A 16,923-nucleotide genomic window follows, 5' to 3' on the forward strand; every position below is an offset into this window, starting at 1 on the left:
GGCCGCCGATTACAGCGTCGGGTAATCCAGGTAACCCTCGGCACCCTTGCCGTAGAACGTCTGCGGATTAGGCTCGTTCAGCGGTGCATCTGCCGCCAGGCGGGCCACCAGGTCCGGGTTGGCGATGAACGGCACGCCAAAGGCCACGGCGTCGGCAGTGCCGGCGGCCAGGGCGGCATTGGCGGTGGCCTTGGTGAAGCGCTCGTTGGCGATGTACGGGCCACCAAAGGCTTCTTTCAGGGCGGCGCCGATGCTGTCGCAGTCTTCCTTTTCACGGGCGCAGATAAACGCCACGCCACGCTTGCCCAGCTCGCGAGCCACGTAGCTGAAGGTTTCCAGACGATTGGCATCGCCCATGTCATGAGAGTCGGCACGCGGTGCCAAGTGCACGCCCACGCGGCCGGCGCCCCACACTTCGATGCAGGCGTCGGTCACTTCCAGCAACAGGCGCGCACGGTTTTCCAGCGAGCCGCCATAGTTGTCAGTACGGCTGTTGGTACTGCTTTGCAGGAACTGGTCCAGCAGGTAGCCGTTGGCACCGTGCACTTCCACGCCGTCGAAACCGGCAGCCTTGGCGTTTTCCGCGCCTTGGCGGTAGGCCTCGACGATGTCGGCGATTTCCGCGGTTTCCAGCGCGCGTGGGGTCGGGAACTCGGTGATCGGGCGCACCAGGCTGACGTGGCCGGCCGGCTTGATGGCGCTTGGCGCCACCGGTGTTTCACCGTTCAGGTAGCTCTCGTGGGAGATACGGCCCACGTGCCACAGTTGCAGGAAGATGCGACCACCTGCACCGTGAATGGCCTTGGTGACGTTGGTCCAGCCCCGCACCTGGTCGTTGGACCAGATACCCGGGGTGTCCGGGTAGCCGACACCCATTGGGGTGACCGAGGTGGCTTCGCTGAGGATCAGGCCGGCGGCGGCACGCTGTACGTAGTACTCGGCCATCATTGCGTTGGGCACGCGGCCTTCGTCGGCGCGGCAGCGAGTGAGCGGGGCCATGATGATGCGGTTTGGCAGTTCGAGGTCGCCAAGTTTGATCGGGTCAAAAATCGTGGTCATGGGGCTGGTCTCACAAGGTTGGAGTTGGCAAGCGTGATAGGGGGGCGCTTAGAGCTCGTGGCTCATCTGCTTGAGGAAGGCCTGGATGGTGTCCTCGTTGCGTTGGAAAAAGTGCCACTGGCCCACCTTGCGGCTGCTGATCAGGCCTGCCCGTTGCAGCGTCGCCAAATGGGCCGAGACCGTGGACTGCGACAGGCCGCAACGTTGGTCGATCTGCCCGGCGCACACACCGAGGTCGGTGCTGTGGTGCAGTTGGTCAGGGAATTGGGCCTCAGGGTTTTTCAGCCAGTTGAGGATTTCTCGCCGTACTGGGTGGGCCAGGGCTTTTATTATTTCGTCGAGATCGAGGGGCATGGCAGCAGGCTCGGTTGGGTGTGGCGCTATATCGCGATGCAACGAAATATATATCTGTATTTCGCGATATACAAATATGATCGAGTGCTATGGAAATGATAAATCGGTATATCGGGTTATAACGATATAGTCCGGAGGTGATACGCTCAAGCCATGAACTATCTCGCGCATTTGCACCTGGGCGGCCAGGAACCGGAACAACTGCTGGGCAGCCTGTACGGCGATTTCGTCAAAGGGCGGCTTGAGGGGCGCTATTCGCCTGCGTTGCTGGACGCCATTCAGTTGCATCGCCGCATCGATGCCTACACCGACAGCCACCCTTTGGTGCTGACGGCGCTGGGGCGCTTCCCAGCCGAGCGCCGCCGTTACGCCGGGATCATCGTCGATGTGTTTTTTGACCATTGCCTGGCGCGGCACTGGGGGGACTATTCGGACGTGTCCCTGGCGCACTACACCCGGGGCGTTTACCGGGTGCTGGCCGCAGAGCCTGAGTTGCCGGGGCGCCTGGCGCGGATGGCGCCGTACATGATTGCCGATGACTGGCTGGGTTCGTATCGGGACTTCGAGGTGCTGGAGCAAGTGTTCAACGGCATTTCCCGACGCTTGTCCAAGCCTGAAGGGCTGTTGGGGGCAATGGCTGAGGTAAGGGCGCTGTACGAGCCGTTGATGCAAGACTTCCGCCAGTTCTACCCCATCCTGCAGGCTTTTGCCCGCGCCTGAAGGTACGTGGCCGCGCGATCATGCGGCTGCGGATTGAGGAATGCCGGCATCCGCTCCAAACAACGCCGCCCGCACTGCTTCCTGGGCCTGGTACGCCAGCGCCGCCCGTTCCATGCCGGCACTGGCAATCGGCGCCAGCAAGTGAATCTCAACATCGGCCACGTCGTTGCTGAACAGGCGCATCAAGTGCGACAGCAGATCGTCGTCGCCAATGAACGGCGCCAGCGGGTCAATGGCGCCGTTGCGCAGGTAACGGATGGCCACCGGTTGCAACGGTACTTCAGCCTCGATGGCGCTGGCCAGCAGACGACCGTGGAAGGTCCGCAGGCCTTGGCCGTTTGTGGTAGTACCTTCGGGAAAAATCATCAGCGAGCAGTGGTGGCCAAGGTGCTGGGTCATCTGCCGACGGATCAATTGGCTGTCACCCGAACCGCGACGAATGAACAGCGTACCGGCTTTCAGGGCCAGCCAGCCGGCGATCGGCCAGGTGCGCACCTCGGCCTTTGACAGGAACGACAGCGGCGCCAACTGGCCCAGCAGGGCAATGTCGGTCCATGACACATGGTTGCTCGCCCACAGCATCGGCTGTTGTGGCAACTCGCCGTGAACGCTCACGCGAAAGGGCAGGGCGTTGCTCAGGCGGCGCATGAAAAACCGCGACCAGCGCTGGCGCCGCACCATGGAGTGGCGAATGCGCAGGCGCTCGTAAAGGGTAAACAAGGTGGCCATGCCCAGGCCCAGCGCGACCACGACCAACACTCGGGCGATGCGCGCGTAGACGCGCCAGCGTGCCATCAGACGGCTGCCTTGAAGTGACGGGCATAGCGCGGGCAGAGGTTCTCGCGCTTGAGCAGAATGAACACATCAGCCACCTGGAACTCCTCGTCCCAGCACGGCTCGCCGCAGACCTTGGCGCCCAGGCGCATGTAGGCCTTGAGCAGGGGCGGCATTTCGGCGATGACGTTATGCGGCACGTCCAGTTCGGGCAGCGGGTTCTTGGGCTCGGCGCGCAGGTATTCGGTGCACAGGTAGCGTTCGCGCAGGCGCTGCATGATTGCGCGGGCCTGAACGCCACCGTCCTGCATAGGGATACTGGCGCAGCCCATCAGGTAGCTGTAGCCGCCTTCGTTGAGTACTTCGGCCAGTTCACCCCAGAGCACGGCTATGGTGCCGCCGTTGCGGTAGTCGGGAGCCACGCAGGTGCGGCCAATTTCCAGGATGGGCCCTTGCAGGCCGCCCAGCCCATGCAGGCTGAACTCTTCCTCGCTGTAGAAACGGCCCAGGCCATGGGCTGCCGTATGATCCAGCAGGCGGGTGGTGGCCACCAGTTCGCCGGTGCTCAGGTCGCGTACGCCGATATGGCGGCAGTGGGCATCATAGTCATCCATGTCCAGGCCCAGTTCGGCGCCCTTGAGCTTGGCATTGAACTCGCCACTGAACACGCTGAAGCGCAAACTCTGGGCTTCGCGCAGGGCGTGGGGGCCGGTCAGGCGTTCGGCCTGCAGGCGACGTTCGGTGCGAGTAATGCCAGAGAGAGCGATCTGAGTCATTGCGAGTCTCCAAAAGCCAGCCAAATGGGGTTGCGGCCGGTCGACTTTATTGGGCAATCTCAGCCTAGGTAGGCCCGGTGTCATCACCGTTAAGCTTTGGTGATGCTTGTATGACAGCCCCCAAGGAGCGCCCCATGTCCTGGCTCAAGATGCTCAATGTGCGTGAACGGCTGCCCTGGGCGGCCACCCTGACCGATACCTACGCGGCGCTGCTCGAACGCCTGGGGCCGGTTTCCCCCTTCGACCTGGCGGTACTGGGCGGCCAGGCGGTGCACAGCCCCGGGCTGGCTTTCCTGGTGGGCTACCAGGCGGCGCTGCGGGTGCTGTGGCCCAGCGCGCCGCCGAGCCTGGGGGCCATTTGCGCCACCGAGCAGCACAGCCTGCGGCCCTCCGAGATGCAGACGCGCCTGAGCGACTTGCGTCTGACCGGGCGCAAGGACTTCGTCACCGCCGGCGACGCGGCGGACTGGCTGCTGGTGGCGGCCCGCAGTGAGGAGCCGGGGCAAGAGCCGCGCTTGAGTCTGGTGGTGGTCTACCCTGGCGAGGCGGGTGTGCGCCTGGAGCCCCTGCCGCCCATCGCGCTGATGCCGGAAATCAGCCACAGCCGTCTGCACCTGGACAGTGCCTTGTGCGAACGCCTGGCCGGGGATGGTTGGGACGCCTATGTGAAGCCGTTCCGCAGCCTGGAAGATTTGTACGTGCTCAGTGCAATGCTGGCCTGGCTGTATGCCTGTGGCCAGGACCATGCCTGGCCGAAGTCGCTGCAGCTCAGGCTGCTGGGCCTGCTGGGCAGTTGCGCGGAGGCGACCCGCCAGTGCCCGGACGCGGCGGCCAGCCATGTATTGCTGGCGGGAATATTCGAGCAGTTCGCCGCGCTCTCGGCTGACCTGGAGCAGGCGTTCGAGGCAGGCCCGGAAGCGCTCGCCAGCACCTGGCAGCGCGATCGCGGCCTGCTGACCCTGGCCAGTGGCGCCCGCAACAAGCGCCTGGAAAAAGCCCTGCAAACACTCAGACTGTAACCGCGGCGTGGTACCCGCTGCATCGTAGCGGCTGCCGAAGGCTGCGCTGGCCCTGAAGTTCGCTGGAGATCTACAGCGTATGCGAAGGCCGGCTTAGCCTGGCGGCAGCGGCTTCAGGTTGTCACAGTTGTCACAATCACTGCCTACACTGCGCCGCATGCGCAAACCCTGGCTATTACTTCTAGCACTGCTCGCCCTGCCAGCCCTCGCCGAAGACTGGCCCGGCGAGCAGTGGACGCAGGATTTACAGCCGCCAGGTCCGGCGGTCCAGGCGCTGACCGACTATGCCTTCGCGCCACGCAACGATGACACGCGAAAAGGCATCCGCACCGATGCGCTGGTGGTGATCCGCGATGGTCGCCTGGTCTACGAACACTATACGCCGCCCTTCAACGCCGACTCGCTGCACAGCACCTGGTCCATCAGCAAAAGCCTGATGGCCTGCGTACTGGGCGTTGCGTTCGGCCAGGGCCGCTTCCAGCTGGACGACTCGGTGGGCCGTTATTACCCGCCCATGTCCCGCCACCCGGACATTCGCCTCGTCGACCTGCTGCACTGGGCCTCGGGGCTGGACTGGCAGGAAGACTACGAATATGCGCCGCTGTATTCCTCGGTGGTGGCCATGTTGTACACCCGTGGACACAGAGACATGGCGGCGTTTACTGCCGGCCTTGAAAGCTTCGCGGCGCCCGGCCAGGTGTTCCGCTACTCCAGTGGCGACAGCAACCTGCTGTCGGCGGCGCTGGAGCAAATGGTAGGTGGCCATGATTACCCGGACTATCCCTGGCAAGCGCTGTTCCAGCCTTTGGGGATCACCCTGGCAGTATGGGAAAGCGATACCCATGGCACCTTCGTAGCGTCGTCATATGCCTACCTGCGGGCGCGCGACCTGGCGCGCATCGGTTTGCTGATGCTGCGCGACGGCCGCTGGCAAGGCCGGCAACTGGTGCCCAAGGCGTGGGTCGACTTCAACCGCCACGCCTTCGAACACGCGGTGGCCGAACCGGGCGAAGCCACGGGCGGGGGCCATTGGTGGCTCAACCAGCCGGTAGGCAACGCCCCTCGGCCCTGGCCTGATGCACCGGCGCAGACGTTCGCGGCGCTGGGGCATTGGGGCCAGGCGCTGTACGTGCTACCCGAGCAGAAACTGGTGATCGTGCGCTATGGCGACGACCGTGATGGCAGCTACCAGCACAACGAATTGCTCAAGCGCGTGCTGTCCGCGTTTGCCCCCACGGTGCAGCCATGAAACGCGGGGTAACGGTAGTCATCCTGCTGGCCATTGCCTTGGCGATCTGGCACGAGCGCGTGGCGCTGTTCGCCTTTCCGGGCATTCTCAGTGCCTACAGTGCCAAAGAGTACTGCTCCTGCCGTTATGTCATGGGGCAATCGGTCGGTTATTGCCAGGGGTACGTCAAACAATGGCTGCCCCTCAGTTCCCTTGACGACGACCCTGGCCACGCCAGGGTGTCCGCTCGCGGCCTGGGCCAGAACGCCACAGCCGTCTGGCTCGGCCCGCGGCAGGGCTGCCGGTTGTCGCCTGGCACACCGCATCGCGATATGCAGCCTCTGTAGAGCTGCCGCCAGGCCGCGAAGGCGGGCACTGCGGGCCCGCGATCGCTATGACACCGTCGAAGGTCCTGCGGACTTTTTCGCAGCCTGACGGCCGCCCACAATTTCAGATCGTGGTTTGCCAGTCAGCCACCACCCGGTTAAGGTTGGGCTCCAGCTTGTAACTGGAGGTTACATGGCCGGTCCCATATTCCCTTGGCGCTCCGACAACCATTTCGAACTGTTGATCGATGGCCCGGTATTCTTCCCGCGCATGCTCGATGCCATCGCGGCGGCGCGTGCGCAGGTGGACCTGGAGCTGTATCTGGTGGAGTCGGGACGCTGCGCCGAAGAGGTGATTCAGGCGTTGGCCGACGCGGCTGGGCGGGGTGTGGCGGTGCGGTGCCTGTTCGACCATTACGGCTCGCTGGCGCTGTCGGCTCCATTGCGCCAGCGTTTGATCGATGCGGGCGTGGAGTTGCGCTGGTACAACCCCATGAGGTTGCGGCGGGGCCTGCGCAACCTGTACCGCGACCATCGCAAGATTCTGATCGTTGACCAGCAGTGGGCGGCTGTGGGCGGCACCGGGTTGACCGATCAATTCTGGCAGCCCGACCAGCATGCCTGCGAGTGGCATGAGGTGATGGTGCAGATCCAGGGGCCGCTGGCCGCCGATTGGCAAATGCTGTTCGACCGCCAGTGGCGGGCCAACCTGCGCCGCACGGCCTGGCGCCCGGCCACCCATTTCGGCCTGCCGCGCTTACCCAGGCTGCCGCCCGCCGGTGTTGGCCTGGGCCGCGTAGCCTATGCAGATGCCCGCCAGCACCGGGACATCCTGCGTTCGCTGGTGCGCGCCATCAACAGTGGCAACCACCGCATCTGGTTGGCCACGCCGTATTTCCTGCCCACCTGGAAAGTCCGTCGTTCACTGCGCCGCGCTGCCGCCCGGGGCGTGGACGTGCGCCTGCTGTTGACCGGGCCGCGCACCGATCACCCGTCGGTACGTTACGCGGGTCACAACTACTACCCGCGCCTGCTCAAGGCGGGCGTGACCATCTATGAGTACCAGCCGTGCTTTTCGCATTTGAAGATGGTGCTGATTGATGACTGGGTCAGTGTTGGCTCGTGCAATTTTGACCACTGGAACCTGCGTTTCAACCTGGAAGCCAACGTCGAGGCGGTGGACCCTGCGTTGACGGCTGCGGTGCGGGAGAGTTTCGCCCGCGACTTCCTCGCCAGCGTGCAGATCAATAGTGCCGACTGGCAACGCCGGCCGCTCTGGGCGCGCGTTCAGCAGCGCGTATTCGGCTGGCTGGACCGCTTGACCATTGCCTTGTTCGGCCGTCGGCAATAAGCGGATCTATCCGATGACCCAATCCGATGAGTAGTATCCCCGTATTACCCGTGGTGGGAATTGCGCGACTACCTTGTAGGGGAAAGGTAATTCACCCCGTACAAAGGAGGACCGCTGCATGGCCGCGAAAAAGATTCTGATGCTGGTCGGCGATTATGTCGAAGACTACGAAGTAATGGTGCCGTTCCAGGCGCTGCAGATGGTGGGCCATGTGGTGCACGCCGTGTGCCCGGACAAGAAGGCTGGGCAAAGTGTTCGCACCGCCATCCATGACTTTGAGGGCGACCAGACCTACAGCGAAAAGCCGGGCCACAATTTTGCCCTGAACTTCGACTTTGCCCAGGTGCAGGCGGCTGATTACGATGCGCTGGTCATTCCCGGTGGTCGCGCGCCCGAGTACCTGCGGCTCAACGCCAAGGTGCTGGAACTGGTGCAGGCGTTCGACCAGAGCAGCAAGCCGATTGCCGCCGTGTGCCACGGCGCGCAACTGCTGGCTGCCGCGGGCGTGCTGGAAGGCCGCGAATGCAGTGCCTACCCCGCGTGTGCGCCGGAGGTGAAACTGGCCGGTGGTCGCTTTATCGACATCGACGTCACCCAGGCCCACGTCCAGGGTAACCTGGCCAGCGCCCCGGCATGGCCGGCACATCCTGCGTGGCTGGCCGGGTTCCTGAAATTGCTGGGCACCCAAATCATCCTGTGAGGGTTTGAGCATGTGCGAGCTCTATGTAAAAGCCGACCCCATCCTCTACGAGTCGCGCTCGCGCTCCCTGCGCATTCGCGGTGTAGTCACCACCCTGCGCCTGGAGAATCAGTTCTGGGACATCCTCAGCGAAATCGCCGAGGCAGATACCATGAGCACCAACCAACTGATCACCAAGCTTTACGAGGAGGTGATGGACTACCGCGGCGAAGTGGTGAATTTCGCCTCGTTCCTGCGGGTGAGCTGCATGCGTTACCTCACTCAGCGTCGCAGCGTGGTGTCAGCGCCGCGTGCGTCATCGGTCGTGGCCATGACCGCCCACGCTTGAGCCCGAATGCGGCCCTGTGGGAGCGGCCACGTCATTCAGGTGGCATAAAAAAACCCGGCGCAAGGCCGGGTTCTTCATTGCAAGGTACTGGACCTTACTTCACTTCCACCGCCAGGCTTTCGCTGATCTTTTTCTGCCAGATCGCAGGGCCGGTGATGTGCACCGACTCGCCCTTGCTGTCCACCGCAACGGTGACCGGCATGTCCTTGACGTCGAACTCGTAGATCGCTTCCATACCCAGTTCCTCGAAGGCCACCACGCGGGACTTCTTGATGGCTTGCGCCACCAGGTAGGCCGCGCCGCCCACGGCCATCAGGTAGACGGCCTTGTAGTCCTTGATGGCTTCGATGGCCACCGGGCCGCGCTCGGACTTGCCGATCATGCCCAGCAGGCCGGTCTGGTCGAGGATCTGGCGGGTGAACTTGTCCATGCGCGTGGCAGTGGTCGGGCCGGCAGGGCCAACCACTTCTTCACGTACCGGGTCGACCGGGCCGACGTAGTAAATGAAGCGACCTTTCAGGTCCACCGGCAGGGTTTCGCCGCGGTTGAGCATTTCCACCATGCGTTTGTGCGCGGCGTCGCGGCCGGTGAGCATCTTGCCGTTGAGCAGGATGGTCTCGCCTGGCTGCCAGCTTTGCACGTCTTCAGGCGTCAGGGTGTCGAGGTTCACGCGACGGGCCGAGGGGCCCGCTTCCCAGACGATTTCCGGGTAGGCGTCCAGGTCCGGCGCTTCCAGCTCGGCGGGGCCAGAGCCGTCCAGCACGAAGTGAGCGTGACGGGTGGCGGCGCAGTTCGGAATCATGCACACCGGCAGCGAGGCCGCGTGGGTCGGGTAGTCCATGATCTTGACGTCGAGCACGGTGGTCAGGCCGCCCAGGCCCTGGGCGCCGATGCCCAACTGGTTGACCTTCTCGAACAGCTCCAGGCGGATCTCTTCGATGCGGTTCTGCGGGCCGCGGGCCTTCAGTTCGTGGATGTCGATGGACTCCATCAACACTTCCTTGGCCATCACCGCGGCTTTCTCGGCGGTGCCGCCGATGCCGATGCCCAGCATGCCGGGCGGGCACCAGCCGGCGCCCATGGTCGGAACGGTCTTGAGCACCCAGTCCACGATCGAGTCGGACGGGTTGAGCATGGCCATCTTCGACTTGTTCTCGGAGCCCCCGCCCTTGGCCGCCACGTCCACTTCCACGGTGTTGCCGGGAACGATGGAGTAGTGGATGACCGCCGGGGTGTTGTCCTTGGTGTTCTTGCGGGCACCTGCCGGGTCGGCCAGGATCGAGGCGCGCAGCACGTTCTCGGGCAGGTTGTAGGCCCGGCGCACGCCTTCGTTGATCATGTCGTCCAGGCTCATGGTGGCGCCATCCCAGCGCACATCCATGCCCACGCGTACAAACACGGTGACGATGCCGGTGTCCTGGCAGATCGGGCGGTGGCCGGTGGCACACATGCGCGAGTTGATCAGGATCTGGGCGATAGAGTCACGGGCCGCCGGCGACTCTTCGCGCAGGTAGGCTTCGTGCATTGCCTGAATGAAATCTACCGGATGGTAGTAGGAAATGAACTGTAGGGCGTCTGCGACGCTCTGAATCAGGTCGTCTTGCTTGATCACGGTCATGCGGCGCGCTCCTCTTAAAGACGGGAACATTCGTTAAGGTATTTCGACACGTCGGGCGACCGTCGAAACGACCTTTCAAGGCGCGCCGGCTAGCTGCCGCCGACGCAAAAAAGGCGCGGCAGTATACCGCACCTGTTGGCCACCGGCACGCGACGGTAGACAAAGGTAGGGCGGTTATCGGCGTTGGGAAACGGTGCAAAGCTGTACAGAACAGTTATACAACGGTTTCAAATTTGATTAGTTATTTTTGACAGGTAGCACTAAAGTGGCATCTGGCCATAGCGCCGTTCGGTGCCAGGACGGGAAGGAATCCCTTTGAGCACGGTGAGTCAACGAGTGACCGACAAACTTCAACAGAAACTGCTGATCAAGCGTTTCCTACTCGCCGCTGGTACTTATGTACTGGTGTTGATGCTGACCTGGGTGGCCACACTCAGCGACTACTTTCGCGCCTCGATTACCACAGCGCTGATCTCCACCGCGCTGGTAGCGATAAGCCAGGGTCTGCTGGCGGTGGTGTTTTTCAAGGGCTGGAACCGTCGCTTCGGCGACCCCAGCCTCACCGAGTTCCAGGTGCTGCTGGCGATGGTCTGGCAGACGTGGCTGATGGCCAACCTGGACGGTGCGCGGGGCACGTTCCTGGTGCTTTACCTGCTGATCCTGCTGTTCGGGTTGTTTCACCTGGGCCGCCGCATCTTCGTGCGCTGCGCCGTCCTGGTGTTTTTCAGTTTTGCCGGCCTGAACCTGTATGAAGGTTACCAGATGACGCTCGCAGACCCGGGCCTGGCGGCTATCCAGATGTGCGTGCTGTTCGTGGTGCTGGTGTGGCTGTGCCTCTACGCCAGTTACGTGCAGGCCTCGCGCCAACGCATGCGCCAGCGCCGCTATGCCTTGCAGGCGCACCAGGAAACCCTGCGCGGCATGATGCGCCAGCTGGAAGACCTGGTGGCCACCGATGAACTGACCGGCCTTTACAACCGCCGGCACTTCCTCGGTTTGGCAGGCCGCGAGTTGTTGTCCATGGGCGGCGGTAGCCAGCATGGCCTGGCCCTGATTGACCTTGATCATTTCAAGCGTATCAATGACGTCCACGGCCATGCGGCGGGCGATCAGGTGTTGCAGATGTTTGCCCAGGTCGCCGGCGCCTGCCTGCGCGAAGGTGATGTGCTGGCGCGCTACGGTGGCGAAGAGTTCGTGTTGCTGTTGCCTGAGGCCACCACCGAGCGCCTGGAGCTGTGCTGCGAACGCCTGCGCCTGGCCTTCGCCACCGCCGAGCTGGAGGGTTTGGAGGTGCCTGGCCTGAGCTTGTCGGTGGGCATGACCCTGTTGCTGGAAGGTGACGACCTGGACGACGCCTTGCATCGTGCCGACCAGGCCCTGTACCGCGCCAAGCGCAACGGTCGCAATCAGTGCGCGGCCGCCTGGGAAGCCGTGGATGCCTGAGATCACTGCCGGCCAGCGGCACTGGTCCGTGCCCACGGGCCAGAACTTGCTTGATGCCCTCAACGCCCAGGGCCTGAACGTACCCTACAGTTGCCGCGCGGGCAGTTGCCATGCCTGCCTGGTGCACTGCGTGCGCGGTGAACCGCATGACCGCAACCCCGATGCGCTAGCCCCGGACAAGCGCGCCGAGGGTTGGCGCCTGGCCTGCCAGTGCGAAGTGGTGGCAGACCTGCAGGTGGAAGTGTTCGACCCGGCCACCGATGGCCTGCCGGCCAAGGTGCAGGCCTGCCACTGGCTAAGCCCGAACGTATTGCGCCTGCGCCTGGAGCCCCAGCGCAGCCTGCGTTACCAGGCCGGTCAGCACCTGGTGCTATGGGCCGCCAGTGGCGTCGCTCGGCCTTATTCGCTGGCGAGCCTGCCCCAGGAAGATCGTTTTCTGGAGTTTCACATCGACTGCCGCCAGCCCGGCGCTTTTGTTGATCAGGCGCGGCTCATGAAGGTGGGAGACACGGTCCGCCTTGGCGAACTGCGCGGCGGTGCCTTGCACTACGACCCCGACTGGCAGGACCAGCCGTTGTGGCTGCTGGCTGCGGGAACGGGGTTGGCGCCGCTTTATGGTGTGCTGCGCGAAGCATTGCGCCAGGACCACCATGGTGCCATTCGCGTGCTGCACCTGGCCCATGATGCCGCAGAGCATTACCTGCGCGAGCCGCTGGCCGAGCTGGCCGCAGCCCACCCGGCCCTGCAGGTGCAGTTGCTTACCGCAGCCGACCTGGCACAGGCGTTGGGCGGGCTGCGTGTGTCATCACGGCAGACGCGCGCGCTGATGTGCGGAAGCCCAGCCAGTGTCGAGACCTTTTCCAAGCGCCTGTTCATGGCCGGGGTACCCCGCAGTCAGCTGCTGGCCGATGTGTTTGTCGACCGCGCCTGACCGGCATTCCTAGCCAGGATGGGTGGCAGCCTTGAGCCCGCCACGACGTCGCTGCTTGCGGGCCGCGCGCTGTAAACCGCAGGTGGGGGCAATGCCGTCACGGCCAAATCGCCGAATCCAGGCGTAGTAACCGCCGTTGAACACATAACCGGCAGCGATGATGCTGTCGTCGGGCGCAAGGCTGAGTGCCAGGTACTCGGATTCCTGCTCGGCCATCAGGTAACCCGCACCGTCGGCAAAGCGCTCATCCAGGGCGCCGTTGGTGCGCAGGCGAATCAGTGTGCCCTTGTATTCGCGAGCTCCGGCGCTGGCGGCGATCAGCATGGCGTCGCCCTGGACGGTCATGGCCTTCACAGCCTGCAGTTCGAAGGGCAATGCCACCAGCATTGGCGCGCCATTGTTGAATGCGCCGTCGGGGCTGCCGTCGGGGTGGCGACGTGTTATCAGCAGTTCGCTGGAAAGGGTACCAGCGGCGAAGATCGCGCCTTGTTCATCAACGCTGACCTGGGCAAGGGTTGCGCGTGCGGCGTGGCTACCGATAACCACGTAGCCTGAGCCATTGAACGTGCGGTCCAGGTGACCCAGTGGGTCAAAACGCATGATCAGGCCATAGCCGCTGCCCTCTTCATCCGGCTGGGTGGCGCCATACACCAGCAGATCGGCACCTTGTTGCACCAGGCCCCTGGGGTTGAGTTCCTGCCCTTCGAATTGCACCTGCACGAAGCCCTGCTGATTGAAGCCGGGGTCCAGTTGCCCGTTGGCGTCCAGGCGTACAAGAAAGGCGCGGCCATCACGATGCCGGTCATCCACTTCAAGAAAGAAAAACGCAAGGCCGCCGTCTGCCTGCACCTGCGTGTGGTGAGGGGTGGAAATGGCCGAATGCAGTGTCCCCGTTCGCTGTTTGCCCTGTCGGCGTGGAGAGTGGGGCAGTTCGACAATGTGTTTGCCATTGCCATTGAATGCCGCGTCCGGACGGCCGTCGGCGTGGTAGCGAGCAACCGCAATGCGGTCGACATCGAAGTCGAAGAAAGCGCCGGTTACCAGAATTTTGTCGTCGACCCAATGAATCTGGTTGACGGCGTTGAAGCCGAAGCCGGCGGGGTCGAAGCTGTCGAAGAAATAGCCGCTGCCATTGTCGCCGAACGTATCGTCCAGGGTCAGGTCGGGGTTGAGGCGAGCGATGCAGAACTCGAATCCTGCGTCGATGGCCAGCAGCCATTGGCCGCTGTCGGCCATTTGAGCAATGGCTTTGATATCGCCATCGATCTCCAACACCTGGTCATCAAGTGCATGGGCTTGCAACCTGGGTAGCGGGATGGGCAGTTCGCGGTGGAGGGTGGGAGGTGTGTGCATGGTGCAGTGTCCTGGGCAAGTTGAAATCCGGAACCGGCGCGCAATGGCCGAAAACGCGATTTCATCCCATGACGGCGATGCGCGAACCTGTCAGATCTGGCAGTACCTGCTTTTGATTTGGCTTTTTGTCTGGCTTTTGATTTTAGCGCCCCGCAAGGAGGGACCCGCAGCGCAGCGGCAACCGGGTGTTTTGCGGGCGGCGAAAAAAAAGCCCCCGGCGTTTTCACGCCGGGGGCTCTTGCGTGACGCGCAGGCCTTAGACCAGCGGATCACCGACATGCAGGATCTTCATGCCGTTGGTACCACCGATGGTGTGGTAGCTGTCGCCCTTGGTCAGGATGACCCAGTCGCCTTGCTCGACCACGCCCAGCTTCAGCAGTTCGTCCACTGCCGCCTGGCTGACCTTGTCGGCCGGCAGTGCCGCCGGGTCGAAGGCAACCGGCACGACGCCACGGAACATGGCGGCGCGGGCCTGGGTTTCGCGGTGCGGGGAGAACGCGTAGATCGGCACCGAGGAACGCAGGCGCGACATGATCAGCGGTGTGTAGCCGCTTTCAGTCAGGGCGATGATCGCCTTCACACCTGGGAAGTGGTTGGCGGTGTACATCGCCGCCAGGGCGATGCTTTCGTCGCAACGCTCGAACTGGGTGTGCAGGCGGTGGCTGGACTTCATGCTCATGGGGTGCTTTTCGGCGCCCAGGCAGATACGGTCCATGGCCTGCACGGCCTCGATCGGGTAGGCACCGGCAGCACTTTCGGCCGACAGCATGACCGCGTCGGTGTAGTCCAGCACGGCGTTGGCCACGTCGGATACTTCGGCACGGGTTGGCATCGGGTTCTGGATCATCGACTCCATCATCTGGGTCGCCACGATCACTGCCTTGTTGTTGCGGCGGGCGTGCTGAATGATCTTTTTCTGGATCGCGATCAGCTCGGCGTCGCCGATTTCCACACCCAGGTCACCACGGGCCACCATGACGGCGTCACTGGCGCGGATCAGACCGTCCAGGGTTTCGTCGTCGGCCACGGCTTCGGCGCGTTCGATCTTGGCCACCAGCCAGGCGGTACCGCCGGACTCGTCGCGCAGGCGACGGGCATATTCCATGTCGGATGCATCACGCGGGAAGGAAACGGCCAGGTAATCCAGGTCCATTTCAGCTGCCAGCTTGATGTCGGCCTTGTCCTTTTCGGTCAGGGCCGGGGCGGTCAGGCCGCCACCGCGACGGTTGATGCCCTTGTGGTCCGACAGCGGGCCACCGATCAGCACCGAGCAGTGCAGCGAATCGGCGGTGGCGGTTTCCACGCGCATTACCACGCGGCCGTCGTCGAGCAGCAGCTCGTCGCCGACACCACAGTCCTTGACCAGGTCCGGATAATCAATACCCACGATTTCCTGGTTGCCTTCGGTCAACGGGTGGCTGGTGGAGAAGGTGAACGCGTCACCGACTTTCAGCTCGATTCGCTTGTTGGCGAATTTGGCGATACGGATCTTTGGACCTTGCAGGTCGCCCAACAACGCCACATGCCGGCCCAGCTTGGCGGCGATGTCGCGAATCAGGCGGGCGCGAGCCTTGTGCTCGTCCGGTGTGCCGTGGGAGAAATTCAGGCGGGCAACATCCAGGCCGGCCTTGATCAATTGCTCGATCACTTCCGGCGAGTTGCTGGCAGGGCCAAGGGTGGCGACGATTTTGGTACGGCGAACGGTCATGCACTGACTCCTTTATTGAAGCGCAGCGAAAGGCTACTCCTCAATCGCGCTGTAGTCATTGTTCCTCTGCACTACCTTGGTGGCAGGGGGTTGGGCGATACTCACGTGGGCGGGTGGTCGGTTGCCACTGAAGAATTCTGCGTTCTGGTCGATAAACCGCACAGGACAGGAGATACCCATGCGAATCCTTATCGTTTTAGCCCTGGCGACCAGTGTCGTCGGTTGTACCCGGTGGTCGATGGACCATCATTTGAACGAAGCCTACAACCAGTACAACTACGGCAACTGCAACAAGGTCATGCTGGAGTTGTCCCAGGTAGACCGCACCAGCCGCTCGCGGCCGTATGTGCAGCCCGAGGTGTCGATGCTGCGCGGCTTGTGCCTGGAACGCCAGAACCTGTTCCTGGATGCCGGCCAGACCTACGAGTTCATCATCACCCAGTATCCCTACAGCGAATACGCCTATCGCGCCCGCGCGCGCCTGGACACGCTGCAGCAACTGGGGCATTACCATAGCGCCGTGGTCGTTGCGCAGCCACAAGCTGCCAACTGACCCTGCGGGGGCTGGCTTGCCATCGAGTTTTGCCTTTGAACGCTCGCTGGCAAGCCACTTCCCACGACACTTCGTCGGGTGCGTACACGCTTGGTCGTTCTTCACTTTAAGCGGGTGCACCCGGGTGAGATCATGGGCGAAGATCTTTAAACTTGCGATGAGAACATGTTCACCGAACGCCGTATCGAGCGTCACCAGCTGCCGTGTTATCTGAAAGTCTTCAACCGTTATACGGGTCAGCCCATAGGGTTTCTGGGCAATGTCGACGAAGAGGGATTGATGCTGATCAGCAACCTGCCGTTGCTGGTTGGCCCGGATTTCGAACTGCAGATCAAACTCCCCGACCAGGTGATAAACCTGACGGCCGCGTGCCTGTGGTGCCACGAAGACGTGACGCCAGGGCACTACGACTCCGGCTTTCAGCTGCTGCACGCCAATGTCGAGTACGAACATCTGGTGTGCGCGCTGCGCGACTACTTCAGCTTCCCGATGAACGAGTCGGCCTGATATCGCGTGATGTCGTGACGCTACCTGCGCCCCCTGCTACAGGGACTTTATAGCCGCTTGTAAGCGCTGCCCTTCGGCGGTGTGATGCTCATCGCGGGCACGCTGTGTGCGCCCTCGCAGCCTGGCGGCAGCTCCTACGGGCTGGCGGCAGCTCCTGCGGGCATAGCCTCGTGCG

General features: G+C 63.1%; 18 protein-coding genes. 11 read left to right on the forward strand and 7 right to left on the reverse strand.

Annotated features, from left to right (window positions below; translation table 11 throughout):
- Positions 1–9 precede the first annotated feature (9 nt).
- Complete coding sequence (locus PMM47T1_RS02410; protein ID WP_008365465.1) at positions 10–1,059, reverse strand: alkene reductase; 1,050 nt, start codon at positions 1,057–1,059, stop codon at positions 10–12.
- Between the two features lie 48 nt (positions 1,060–1,107).
- Complete coding sequence (locus PMM47T1_RS02415; protein WP_008365467.1) at positions 1,108–1,413, reverse strand: ArsR/SmtB family transcription factor; 306 nt, start codon at positions 1,411–1,413, stop codon at positions 1,108–1,110.
- Positions 1,414–1,566: 153 nt separating this feature from the next.
- On the opposite strand from PMM47T1_RS02415, the gene PMM47T1_RS02420 reads away from it, so the two are divergent.
- On the forward strand, positions 1,567–2,133 hold the full coding sequence (locus PMM47T1_RS02420) for an acyl carrier protein phosphodiesterase (protein WP_008365469.1): 567 nt from the start codon (positions 1,567–1,569) through the stop codon (positions 2,131–2,133).
- Between the two features lie 18 nt (positions 2,134–2,151).
- On the opposite strand, the gene PMM47T1_RS02425 is transcribed toward PMM47T1_RS02420, so the two are convergent.
- Positions 2,152–2,928, reverse strand: a complete 777-nt coding sequence (locus PMM47T1_RS02425; protein WP_008365470.1) for a lysophospholipid acyltransferase family protein — start codon at positions 2,926–2,928, stop codon at positions 2,152–2,154.
- On the reverse strand, positions 2,928–3,683 hold the full coding sequence (gene olsB / locus PMM47T1_RS02430) for an L-ornithine N(alpha)-acyltransferase (protein WP_008365472.1): 756 nt from the start codon (positions 3,681–3,683) through the stop codon (positions 2,928–2,930). The genes PMM47T1_RS02425 and olsB overlap by 1 nt, the downstream gene beginning before the upstream one ends.
- Positions 3,684–3,817: 134 nt before the next feature.
- On the opposite strand from olsB, the gene PMM47T1_RS02435 reads away from it, so the two are divergent.
- The 6 genes from PMM47T1_RS02435 (at position 3,818) to PMM47T1_RS02460 (ending at position 8,635) form a co-directional block, all read left to right on the forward strand.
- Positions 3,818–4,702, forward strand: coding sequence for an acyl-CoA dehydrogenase family protein (locus PMM47T1_RS02435; protein ID WP_008365474.1), 885 nt, complete (start codon positions 3,818–3,820; stop codon positions 4,700–4,702).
- A 157-nt stretch (positions 4,703–4,859) separates the two neighbouring features.
- Positions 4,860–5,951, forward strand: a complete 1,092-nt coding sequence (locus tag PMM47T1_RS02440; protein ID WP_008365476.1) for a serine hydrolase domain-containing protein — start codon at positions 4,860–4,862, stop codon at positions 5,949–5,951.
- The gene (locus PMM47T1_RS02445) at positions 5,948–6,277 is read left to right on the forward strand and encodes a hypothetical protein (protein ID WP_008365478.1); all 330 of its coding nucleotides are present in this window, start codon (positions 5,948–5,950) and stop codon (positions 6,275–6,277) included. Before PMM47T1_RS02440 ends, PMM47T1_RS02445 begins: the two co-directional genes overlap by 4 nt.
- 172 nt (positions 6,278–6,449) lie before the next feature.
- Complete coding sequence (locus PMM47T1_RS02450; protein ID WP_008365479.1) at positions 6,450–7,607, forward strand: phospholipase D-like domain-containing protein; 1,158 nt, start codon at positions 6,450–6,452, stop codon at positions 7,605–7,607.
- Positions 7,608–7,725: 118 nt separating this feature from the next.
- Positions 7,726–8,307 carry a DJ-1/PfpI family protein gene (locus PMM47T1_RS02455; RefSeq protein ID WP_008365481.1) on the forward strand — a complete coding sequence of 194 codons (582 nt, stop codon included), beginning with the start codon at positions 7,726–7,728 and terminating at the stop codon, positions 8,305–8,307.
- 10 nt (positions 8,308–8,317) lie between these two features.
- Entirely contained in the window at positions 8,318–8,635 is a 318-nt protein-coding gene (locus tag PMM47T1_RS02460; protein WP_008365483.1) for a ribbon-helix-helix domain-containing protein, read from the forward strand.
- Between the two features lie 94 nt (positions 8,636–8,729).
- Here PMM47T1_RS02460 and PMM47T1_RS02465 read toward each other — a convergent pair whose 3' ends face one another.
- A complete protein-coding gene (locus tag PMM47T1_RS02465; RefSeq protein WP_008365485.1) occupies positions 8,730–10,253 on the reverse strand; it encodes a fumarate hydratase in 1,524 nt (507 codons plus the stop codon).
- A 336-nt stretch (positions 10,254–10,589) separates the two neighbouring features.
- Here PMM47T1_RS02465 and PMM47T1_RS02470 point away from each other — a divergent pair, with 336 nt between their 5' ends.
- Positions 10,590–11,696, forward strand: coding sequence for a GGDEF domain-containing protein (locus tag PMM47T1_RS02470; RefSeq protein WP_043300633.1), 1,107 nt, complete (start codon positions 10,590–10,592; stop codon positions 11,694–11,696).
- The gene (locus tag PMM47T1_RS02475) at positions 11,689–12,627 is read left to right on the forward strand and encodes an iron-sulfur-binding ferredoxin reductase (protein ID WP_008365488.1); all 939 of its coding nucleotides are present in this window, start codon (positions 11,689–11,691) and stop codon (positions 12,625–12,627) included. The genes PMM47T1_RS02470 and PMM47T1_RS02475 overlap by 8 nt, the downstream gene beginning before the upstream one ends.
- 9 nt (positions 12,628–12,636) lie before the next feature.
- On the opposite strand, the gene PMM47T1_RS02480 is transcribed toward PMM47T1_RS02475, so the two are convergent.
- Together PMM47T1_RS02480 and pyk are read right to left on the reverse strand one after the other, a co-directional pair.
- Entirely contained in the window at positions 12,637–13,980 is a 1,344-nt protein-coding gene (locus tag PMM47T1_RS02480; RefSeq protein WP_008365490.1) for a hypothetical protein, read from the reverse strand.
- A gap of 256 nt (positions 13,981–14,236) precedes the next feature.
- Complete coding sequence (gene pyk, locus PMM47T1_RS02485) at positions 14,237–15,688, reverse strand: pyruvate kinase (RefSeq protein WP_008365492.1); 1,452 nt, start codon at positions 15,686–15,688, stop codon at positions 14,237–14,239.
- Between the two features lie 178 nt (positions 15,689–15,866).
- Between pyk and PMM47T1_RS02490 the strand changes: the two genes are divergently transcribed.
- Both PMM47T1_RS02490 and PMM47T1_RS02495 read left to right on the forward strand, forming a co-directional pair.
- Positions 15,867–16,241, forward strand: a complete 375-nt coding sequence (locus tag PMM47T1_RS02490) for a tetratricopeptide repeat protein (RefSeq protein ID WP_043300634.1) — start codon at positions 15,867–15,869, stop codon at positions 16,239–16,241.
- Between the two features lie 165 nt (positions 16,242–16,406).
- Positions 16,407–16,748 carry a PilZ domain-containing protein gene (locus PMM47T1_RS02495; protein ID WP_008365494.1) on the forward strand — a complete coding sequence of 114 codons (342 nt, stop codon included), beginning with the start codon at positions 16,407–16,409 and terminating at the stop codon, positions 16,746–16,748.
- Positions 16,749–16,923 lie beyond the last annotated feature (175 nt).

The sequence above is a fragment of the Pseudomonas sp. M47T1 genome, from assembly GCF_000263855.1.
Classification (GTDB): Bacteria; Pseudomonadota; Gammaproteobacteria; order Pseudomonadales; family Pseudomonadaceae; genus Aquipseudomonas.